General features: G+C 69.3%; 10 protein-coding genes and 1 pseudogene. 7 read left to right on the plus strand and 4 right to left on the minus strand.

Annotated elements, in window-relative coordinates; translation table 11 throughout:
* Positions 1–113 precede the first annotated feature (113 nt).
* The 6 genes from OP04_RS56250 (at position 114) to OP04_RS45335 (ending at position 4,981) form a co-directional block, all read left to right on the plus strand.
* Complete coding sequence (locus OP04_RS56250) at positions 114–299, plus strand: hypothetical protein (RefSeq protein WP_033346239.1); 186 nt, start codon at positions 114–116, stop codon at positions 297–299.
* Positions 271–504: a hypothetical protein gene (locus OP04_RS56650; protein WP_269746749.1), complete on the plus strand. Its 234-nt coding sequence runs from the start codon at positions 271–273 to the stop codon at positions 502–504. Before OP04_RS56250 ends, OP04_RS56650 begins: the two co-directional genes overlap by 29 nt.
* A 34-nt stretch (positions 505–538) precedes the next feature.
* Positions 539–1,024 (plus strand): Hsp70 family protein, encoded by a 486-nt coding sequence (locus OP04_RS50875; protein WP_051800053.1) that lies wholly within the window; start codon positions 539–541, stop codon positions 1,022–1,024.
* The gene (locus tag OP04_RS50880) at positions 999–2,879 is read left to right on the plus strand and encodes an Hsp70 family protein (protein ID WP_051800054.1); all 1,881 of its coding nucleotides are present in this window, start codon (positions 999–1,001) and stop codon (positions 2,877–2,879) included. Before OP04_RS50875 ends, OP04_RS50880 begins: the two co-directional genes overlap by 26 nt.
* Positions 2,880–3,433: 554 nt before the next feature.
* Positions 3,434–4,117, plus strand: coding sequence for a cytidylate kinase family protein (locus tag OP04_RS45330; RefSeq protein ID WP_033346241.1), 684 nt, complete (start codon positions 3,434–3,436; stop codon positions 4,115–4,117).
* 129 nt (positions 4,118–4,246) lie between these two features.
* The gene (locus OP04_RS45335) at positions 4,247–4,981 is read left to right on the plus strand and encodes a hypothetical protein (RefSeq protein WP_033346242.1); all 735 of its coding nucleotides are present in this window, start codon (positions 4,247–4,249) and stop codon (positions 4,979–4,981) included.
* Between the two features lie 15 nt (positions 4,982–4,996).
* Here the strand turns inward: OP04_RS45335 and OP04_RS45340 are convergent, their stop codons facing one another.
* Positions 4,997–5,359 carry a DUF2399 domain-containing protein gene (locus OP04_RS45340; protein ID WP_033346243.1) on the minus strand — a complete coding sequence of 121 codons (363 nt, stop codon included), beginning with the start codon at positions 5,357–5,359 and terminating at the stop codon, positions 4,997–4,999.
* Here OP04_RS45340 and OP04_RS54225 point away from each other — a divergent pair.
* A pseudogene (locus OP04_RS54225) lies at positions 5,358–6,027 on the plus strand (transposase); the annotation flags it as partial. The gene OP04_RS45340 and the pseudogene OP04_RS54225 sit on opposite strands and share 2 nt — an antisense overlap.
* A gap of 79 nt (positions 6,028–6,106) precedes the next feature.
* Here OP04_RS54225 and OP04_RS45355 read toward each other — a convergent pair.
* The 3 genes from OP04_RS45355 to OP04_RS50890 all read right to left on the minus strand — a co-directional run.
* Positions 6,107–6,988 carry a hypothetical protein gene (locus tag OP04_RS45355; RefSeq protein ID WP_157241227.1) on the minus strand — a complete coding sequence of 294 codons (882 nt, stop codon included), beginning with the start codon at positions 6,986–6,988 and terminating at the stop codon, positions 6,107–6,109.
* 157 nt (positions 6,989–7,145) lie between these two features.
* Positions 7,146–7,388 carry an inorganic phosphate transporter gene (locus OP04_RS50885; RefSeq protein WP_051800055.1) on the minus strand — a complete coding sequence of 81 codons (243 nt, stop codon included), beginning with the start codon at positions 7,386–7,388 and terminating at the stop codon, positions 7,146–7,148.
* 9 nt (positions 7,389–7,397) lie between these two features.
* A partial coding sequence (locus OP04_RS50890; RefSeq protein ID WP_232323991.1) for a hypothetical protein occupies positions 7,398–7,716 on the minus strand: 319 nt, incomplete at its 5' end.

Genomic DNA, 7,716 nt, shown 5'->3' on the forward strand with positions numbered 1-7,716 from the left:
GCTCCTCTTCGTCTCGGTACTGCTTGTGTCGAGACATACGAGCGGTGATGGGGCAGCAGTTCACGACGCTGAGCAAGTGTTCCTTAAAGCTTCTTTAACGAAACTCCCGGGGCGTGCAGCCGCCGGCCACCTCCCGGCTGAACGAGCTGCCGGTCAAGCTGTTGGTTGAGCGCGGCGATACCGACGCGCTGCACGCCTGCGCCGATGCCGACACCGGCGACTATCGAGCCAAAGAACACATTGTTGAGCTGTGCACCGTGCGAAGAGACCTTGACCCACTGCGCGTCCGCGCTAGCTAGCCGGCACGGCGAGTCGGTCTGGCCCGGCTCCCGGAGGAGACCCAGCACGGCACCTGCGCCGACCGGGCCGCCGCGCAGCAGGCCCCGGCTCGGCATCGATGGGCGGGCGCATGGCGAGCCTGCGCGCAACGACATGGTGCCGTACGTCGGCGAGCAGCTCGACGGGTTCACCTTGCCGGTCGAGGGCGGGGTGCAGTCCTTCTGAGGTGATTGTGCGGGCGGCAGTACCATCGGTCGCCGTGGAGGTCTTAAGGCTCGGTGTCGACTTCGGGTCGTCCCACACCGCCGCGGTGCTGCGGTATCCGGACGGGACACGGCGGCCGGTCCTGTTCGACGGCTTCGAGCTCCTGCCCTCCGCGGTGTGCCGGGACTCGGCCGGGACGCTGGTCTGCGGCCGGGACGCGCTGCACGTGGGGCATGCGCTCCCGGGCAGCTTCGAACCGTATCCGAAGCGGTGCATCGACGATGACACGGTGCTGCTCGGTCCGGCGGAGGTTCCGGTGGCCGATCTCGTCGGCACGGTCCTGGCCCGGGTCCTCGACGAGGCCAGGCGGGTCGTGGGCCCACGCCCGCTCGCGGTGACACTGACGCACCCTGCGGGGTGGGGGCCGCACCGGTTGGCGACGCTGCTCACCGCGGCCGGTGCGGCTCCCGGCCTCACCGAGGCCCGCCTGGTCGCCGAGCCGGTGGCCGCCGGCCATGCACTTCGTCGCGGCCGCCGGTGACGGCGACGCGATGCCGGCCGGACAGCGCCTACTGGTCTATGACTTCGGCGCGAGCACCTGCGACGTGACGGTGGTCGGCCGTACCGCGTCCGGCTTCGAGGTTCTGGCCCGGGACGGCCTCGACGTCGGCGGGCTCGGCGTGGACGCGGCGCTGGTCGACTACCTCGGCACAAGGTTCACCGGCGCCGCCGCACGGCAGTGGGGCCGGCTGCTGCGACCGGAGAGCGACGCCGACCAGCGCGCCGCCCGTCAGCTGTGGAGCCACGTCCGCACCGGCAAGGAGATGCTGTCACGGACGGCCTGGACAACCATCCACGTGCCACTAGTGGACGAGGACGTCTTGATCGGGCGGGCCCAGCTCGAAGCGGTCGTCTTACCGGTGCTGCGGCGCACGGTCGCGATCACCCGGCAGGTGGTGGCCAGCGCCGGTCTGGACGCGGGTGACCTGGCCGGCGTGTACCTGGTCGGGGGTTCGTCGCGGATCCCGGCCGTCGCCACGCTGCTGCACCGGGCGCTGCGGATCGCGCCGACGGTGCGCGAACGTCCGGAACTGGCGGTGGCCGAAGGCAGCGTTCTGGTCGACGCGCCGCCTGTGACGACGGGCCGGCCCGCCGCCACACCGCCACCCGCGGACCCGCCCCCGCAAGAGCCACCGCCCGGCGACTCCCCGCCCCGCAGTGTCCCGCACGGCGAACCGCCGGCCCCCGTGAGCCCGGTGGTGGCGCCGCTGCCGGCCGATGCTGTCCGGCCCACACGGAGCTGGATCGAGGTCGTGTCCCTGTCGGCGATCGTGGCCGTCATCGTTATCGCGGTGCTGCTGGCGCTCGCGGCATGGATTGCCGATCGCTCCTATTCCGGCGGCGAGGACGCGCAGCCGCCGCCCAGCACCGCGCCTGCCGGGCCAGCGGGCGCGCCGTGGCGCCTGCGCGCGGCCGGGGTCCTCACCGGCCATGGAGACGAGGTCGACGGCATCGCGTACAACCGTGACGGTTCGACACTGGTGACGTCGGGCAGCGACAACGTCCGGCTGTGGAACATCGCCACCCTGACCTCGACGGCGGCGCTCGAGCACGACTCGTCCGGTCTTCCGGCCGAGGTGGCGTTCAGCGGCGACGGACGGATGGTGGCCGCCGTCCTCGCCGGCCCGGCCGAGAGCATTGTGGTGTGGGACGTCGCCAGCCGCGCACCCTTCCGCACGATCACCGTGCAGCGCCCGCGAAGCTTCGCGGACCTGGCGTTCCATCCGGACCTGGACCTGATCGCGGCCGCGGTTCCCGCCGGTGAGGCTGTGCTGTGGAACCCGCGGACCGGCGCGCAGGTCGCCGTGCTGCCCGCCGCGGACGGCTACACGACCACCCAGGTCAGGTTCCATCCGCTCGGTTCCATCCTCGCCACCGAGGGCTTCGACCGGAACACCTCCGGGCCGCGACTCGTCGGCCAGGTGCGCCTCTGGCACAGCGGGACGCACTCGCTGCTCGCCACTCTCCCGGGACAGCAGGCGGCGCCGACGTTCAGCCCCGACGGTACGGTGCTGGCCACCGTCGGCACCGACAACGACGTCATCACGCTGTGGGATCCGGTGGCCGACACCGCCATCCGTACGATGCCCGCCCCGCTGAAGGAGGCCATGGCGATGGCGTTCAGCCCGGACGGGCGGATCCTCGCGGTCAGCTCCCGCGACGAGCAGACCACCTTCATGGACGTCCGCACCGGAACGGTCCTGGGCACACTCCCGGAGGACGGCACCGGCGGCAGCGAGCACCTGCTGATATTCGCGCCGAACGGCTCCACCCTCGCTACGGTCAGCGGAGCCCAGCCAACCGTCCGCCTGTGGACGGTGCCGATCCTCGAATGACCGCGGCGGCCGCTTCCGGGACTACGCGGTCCTGCCGCACGTTCCCTCCGGTTACCTGGCCAAGGCGGTGGACACCGGCGCCGCGGACGTCAGGCCGCTCGGTGAGCGGTGCGACCTGCTCATCGCCCGACGTCGACAGCGCCCAGTCATGGCGGAGCACCGTTCGGGTGATCGATGCGGCACAGCGGCGCGGTGCCGACCCCCGACCGGCCGTGCAGCGCGTGCACTGCGCCGAGCCTCTGCCCATACCGGTCTGAATACGATGTGCTGGGCGCGGTCCGCGGAACAGAGCCGGCTGGGCACCGAGCAGTTGAGGACCTTCGGCCCTGGTCCAGCACGACGGGATGGTTGTGTCCGCGACTCCGGACACCGGTTGAACGTCAGGTTCGGCACCGCAAGATCGTCGTCAGATTCTGTGCTCGCGAGTTACGACACCACGACTTCGGGGCGGTTCTTCTTGCTGCCGGATGGCAGGCTCGTGTCTCGTGGTCGCCCCGACTACAGCCATTTCGGTGTGACAGGGCGATCTTCGTGACGGCAGAACGGGGTAGGAGATGGGCCACGGCACCCGCGATGAGTTGCTCTGCTGCCTGACGGGGGCGGTCGGGTCGGTCTCCGTCGCACACCCGGCGCGGGTTGCCGTCGATGGGCCGCCCGCCGCCGGTAAGACCACGCTGGCCGACGAACTGGCCGTCGTGCTGCGAATGCAGGGCCGTGACGTCATCCGCGCGACGATCGATGACTTCCTCTTTCCTCGGGCACAACGTTATCCGCGGGGCGAGTACTCGGCCGAGGGCTGCTACTTCGACACCCACGATTACGATGCGTTGAACCGGGTTCTGCTCGATCCGCTCGGCCCTGACGGAGATCGACGTTTCCAGCACGCGGTCTACGACCACACCACGGACACTGTGTCCTCCCCATGTGTCACGGTTGCCCCGGCCGACGCTGTGCTGGTCTTCGACGGCGTCTTTCTCATGCGTCCGGAGCTGATTGACCGCTGGGACCTGCGGGTCTTCGTGTCGATCGAGCTCGAGAAGACTGTGGATCGTGCTGTGATCCGAGAGCGTCAGATGTCATCTCGGGCCGATGTCGAACGACGCTGGCGTGAGCGTTACATCCCCTCCCAGCAGTTTTACTACGCTGAGGTCCGTCCGACCGAGCATGCCGACATCGTCGTGCACAACGATGAGCCCCAGCAGCCGGTCTGGGAGGCCCGAACTCGTGATGGCCTCTGACGTGGCCAGTTCTGACACCACGGGTGGTGGACGCTCGATCGGATGGATGCGATGTCCGCGAGTTCCGGCACCACGCCGGGTGGTGGGAGCATCGGCTCACCCGGTGACTGAGGTGAGCCGATGCCGCGGATGTCGAAGATCGAGTTGATCGCGGCGATCCGCCGCGATCTCGCCGCAGGGATGTCGGGCCGGGCAGGTGCCCCGGCTCCGGTTCAGGTCAGCGATCGATGGCATCTCCGGGCGAACCTCGCCAACGCAGTCGAGAAGACCGCGATCGCCCACCAAGCGTGCTGGCATGGCGGCCCGGTCCGGCCCGACCAGCCCGTCGACGCCCGCACCCGCGAACGCCACCGGACCGTCCACGACCTCCTCACGCAAGGCCGCGACATCGCCGGACCCGACAACGGCGCACCATCGCGGGACCGGAACCAGCGTGACGACTGGGTGATCTCCGTCCAGCCGGCACACCAGGCGCTGGTGTCAGAGGCGGACTTCGTCGCCGCACAGAAGATCAGCGCGCGCGTGGTACCGGCTGATGGTTCTCCACGGCGTGCGTACCGGCTGACGGGCTTACTTGTCTGTGTGTTCTGCGGCCGGAAGACGGAGGCGCATTGGGCGCACGGGCAGGCGTGGTACCGGTGCCGGCATGGCGTCGATCGGACGAGACCCGCGGTGCTGGGTACGGCGCGGGCATTGTATGTGCGAGAGGATCACATGCTCGCCGGTGTCTCGGAGGCTCTGTCTACGACCAGGCCGCGATGGAGGCAGGACGAATTGGCGCCTGAGGAGGCGCTGACCCGGCGAGGTCTCGTCGTGCTCTGCGGGCGGGACGAGACCTCGCTTCGTGCGGGTGTCGCTGTGTAGCCAGGCGTGGTCGTCTCAGAGCGCTTCCTTCTCCGCGTCGAGCTTCGGCAGGGTTTCCTGGCCGAGGATCTGTTGGAGTACGACGTCGTGTTCCTGGTAGGTCGGGGCGTTGCCGCCCAGTACGGACGGTAGGAGCGGAGGCTGCGAGAGTGCGCGACGTTTCGTTTCGGTGTCCATCGCGATGATTTCGGCGCCGTAGGTCTCGGCGACGAGCCGGGCGATGTGGGTACCGGTGTCGTCTGTGTCGCCGGCGTAGCGCAGTCGTACTCCCTGGTCTACGGCGAGCTGGAACAGGATGTGGTCGACGGGGACTGCCCCCGGTTCGGTTGACTCCTGACCTGTGAGGATCTCGGTCCTCGCTGGGAGGATGTATCCCATGCCGAAAGCGTTCCCGCCGGAGTTCCGTCGTGACGTGGTCGCTGTCGCCCGTAAGGGCGACGCGACGATTGCTCAGGTCGCGAAGGACTTCGGGATCTCCGCATCGTGTCTGCAGCGGTGGCTGAAGATCGCTGAAGTCGACGACGGGCTCCGGCCCGGTGTCACCACGAGTGAGTCGGCGGAGCTTCGTGAGCTGCGTAAACGTAACAAACTGCTGGAGCAGGAGAACGAGATCCTGCGCCGGGCGGCGGCGTATTTCGCCAAGGAGATCTCCCCAAAATGACCTACCCGCTGGTCGCGGACCTGGCCGCGGACGGGCTCCCCGTCGCGGTGCCCTGCCGGGTGCTGGGGTTCAGCAAGCAGGCCTACTACGCGTGGAAGGCCAATCCGGTGGCCGCGCGTGACGTCGACGACGCGTATCTGATCAACGCCGCCCTCGACATCCACCGTGATGACCCGGCGTTCGGGCTCCGGTTCATCGCCGACGAACTGCCCGCATATGGGATCACCGCCGGGATCAACCGGGTGGCCAGGCTCTGCGCGCGGAACAAGATCTGGTCGGTGTTCTCCAAGAGACGCGGCCTGACCCGCCGTGCCGGGCCACCGGTGCACGACGACCTGGTCCGTAAGCAGTTCACCGCCGATGCCCGAATCGGCTGTGGCTGACCGCATGATCGGCGCAGCGGAAGCCTGCCAGGAGGGGGCGGTCGCTGTCGCGGCCGGGGCGGATGCGCCACTCGGGCTGCGTCATGACTCGATGGTCACCGGGACGAGCACACGCAACAGCTCCGGATCCCCCGCAAGCAGCCACTGATCGCCCGCGGTAATGGCAAGCGCACGTGTGTCGCCGCGGCCGAACGGGATGAACGGTACGGGCTCGCCCTCGTCCCCGACGTCCAGTGCCGGGATGACGTCGATGACCGCACTGGCTTCGCTGAGCTTGTCCGTGACCAGCGCCAGCAGAGACCCGACGTGCGCCCGGTTCGCGGCACCGGCAGCCATCCAGCGCGGGAGCAGCGTTTCCGGGCCGTTCATCGGAACGATGATCACGTAGCCGTGATGCACCTCTTTGACCCGGCCGGCGAGGAAGACGACCGGTTCGGTGCCGGCGAGCTCACGTGCACGGATCTGCTCTGTGAGACGCGCGACGACCTTGAGCGCGTCGAGGAGCTGCACGGGCGGGTCTTCGGGGATCACCCCGTCGATCACCGCCTGCGCGACCGCGGTCGGCAGCTCCGCGAGGATCGTGCCCAGATGGCCGAATTCCGGGCGGGACTCCAGTTCCGTGGCCGCGGCGGCGACCCGGACGGCGGCGGTCTCGTTGCCGTGACGGGCCAGACGGGCGGCTTCCATGTTGAGCGAGCTGAACACGGTGAACTGGCCGGCGAGGCGAGAGCCCTGCCGGGACGTGATCTGCACACCGCTGGTCGCCCAGGAATGTTTGCGCAACGTCCGGTACCGGGACTCGGACTTCGACCGCTCCCCCGGCTTGAACGCGTGCACGATCTGACTCCGTCGAGCTACAGGCCAGGCGGCGATCGTCATACATTCATCCCAACCAGCCCGAGACAGCATTTCAACGCCTCGACAGAACCAAGACGCGCGGACAACAGATACATCGATCACCATGTCCGCCCGCCACCAACACGCCTCGATACCTGATCCCGATCGGCTTCGGCGCGGCCCTCGGTCGCGGTCGGCGTTGGATGCGCGCACCAGCGGCCTCCCCCGGCCCGTGAAACGGCGTAGGCCCGGCCGGGGCGAGCCGGGGCCGGCGGCGTCCGCACTACCGGAGGATCGTGTACGCGATCGCCGCGACGAGCGCGCCGAATACCGGGGTGACCAGCCATCCGATGGCGAAGTCGCGCAGGGTGCGGCCGGAGAGGCGGCCGAGTTGGCCGCCGGCGGCGGCGCCTACGATGGCGCCGGTGGAGACCTGGGTGGTGGACATGGGCAGGGCGAGCAGCGCGCCGGAGCCGACCAGACCGGCGGTGGTCAGGTTCGCGGTGAGGCCCTCGACGTGGGACATCTTGAGGACTTACTCGCCGAGGGTGCGGGCGACCCGGATGCCGGCCAGCGATCCGCCGGCCATCGCGAGTATGACCAGCACGCTGACTGTGGTGGCGGAGAAGCCGGCGGGGACCAGCGCGAAACCGCCGGGCGCGGCGATCTTCGGTGTGTCGTTGAGTCCGCGGGCGCAGCCGGTCGCCCCGCTCCGACTCAATCCGATGATGAACAGGTGACCGGTACGGTCCGCATCGAACAGCAACGGTTCGCGACTCTGCGCGGCCGGCAGGTCGACCATCCCGTACGCTACCGCCCCCAGATCACCGGGCACCCCGGCGGCCGGCGGCCGT

The organism is Catenuloplanes japonicus (assembly GCF_000717135.1).
Lineage (GTDB): Bacteria > Actinomycetota > Actinomycetes > Mycobacteriales > Micromonosporaceae > Catenuloplanes > Catenuloplanes japonicus.

Excerpts from the sequence above, each read along its gene's own strand:
- OP04_RS50880 (WP_051800054.1), top strand. The coding sequence starts at position 999 with ATGCACTTCGTCGCGGCCGCCGGTGACGGCGACGCGATGCCGGCCGGA.
- OP04_RS45330 (WP_033346241.1), top strand. The coding sequence starts at position 3,434 with ATGGGCCACGGCACCCGCGATGAGTTGCTCTGCTGCCTGACGGGGGCG.
- OP04_RS45335 (WP_033346242.1), top strand. The coding sequence starts at position 4,247 with ATGTCGAAGATCGAGTTGATCGCGGCGATCCGCCGCGATCTCGCCGCA.
- OP04_RS45340 (WP_033346243.1), bottom strand. The coding sequence starts at position 5,359 with ATGGGATACATCCTCCCAGCGAGGACCGAGATCCTCACAGGTCAGGAG.
- OP04_RS45355 (WP_157241227.1), bottom strand. The coding sequence starts at position 6,988 with ATGGTGATCGATGTATCTGTTGTCCGCGCGTCTTGGTTCTGTCGAGGC.
- OP04_RS50885 (WP_051800055.1), bottom strand. The coding sequence starts at position 7,388 with ATGTCCCACGTCGAGGGCCTCACCGCGAACCTGACCACCGCCGGTCTG.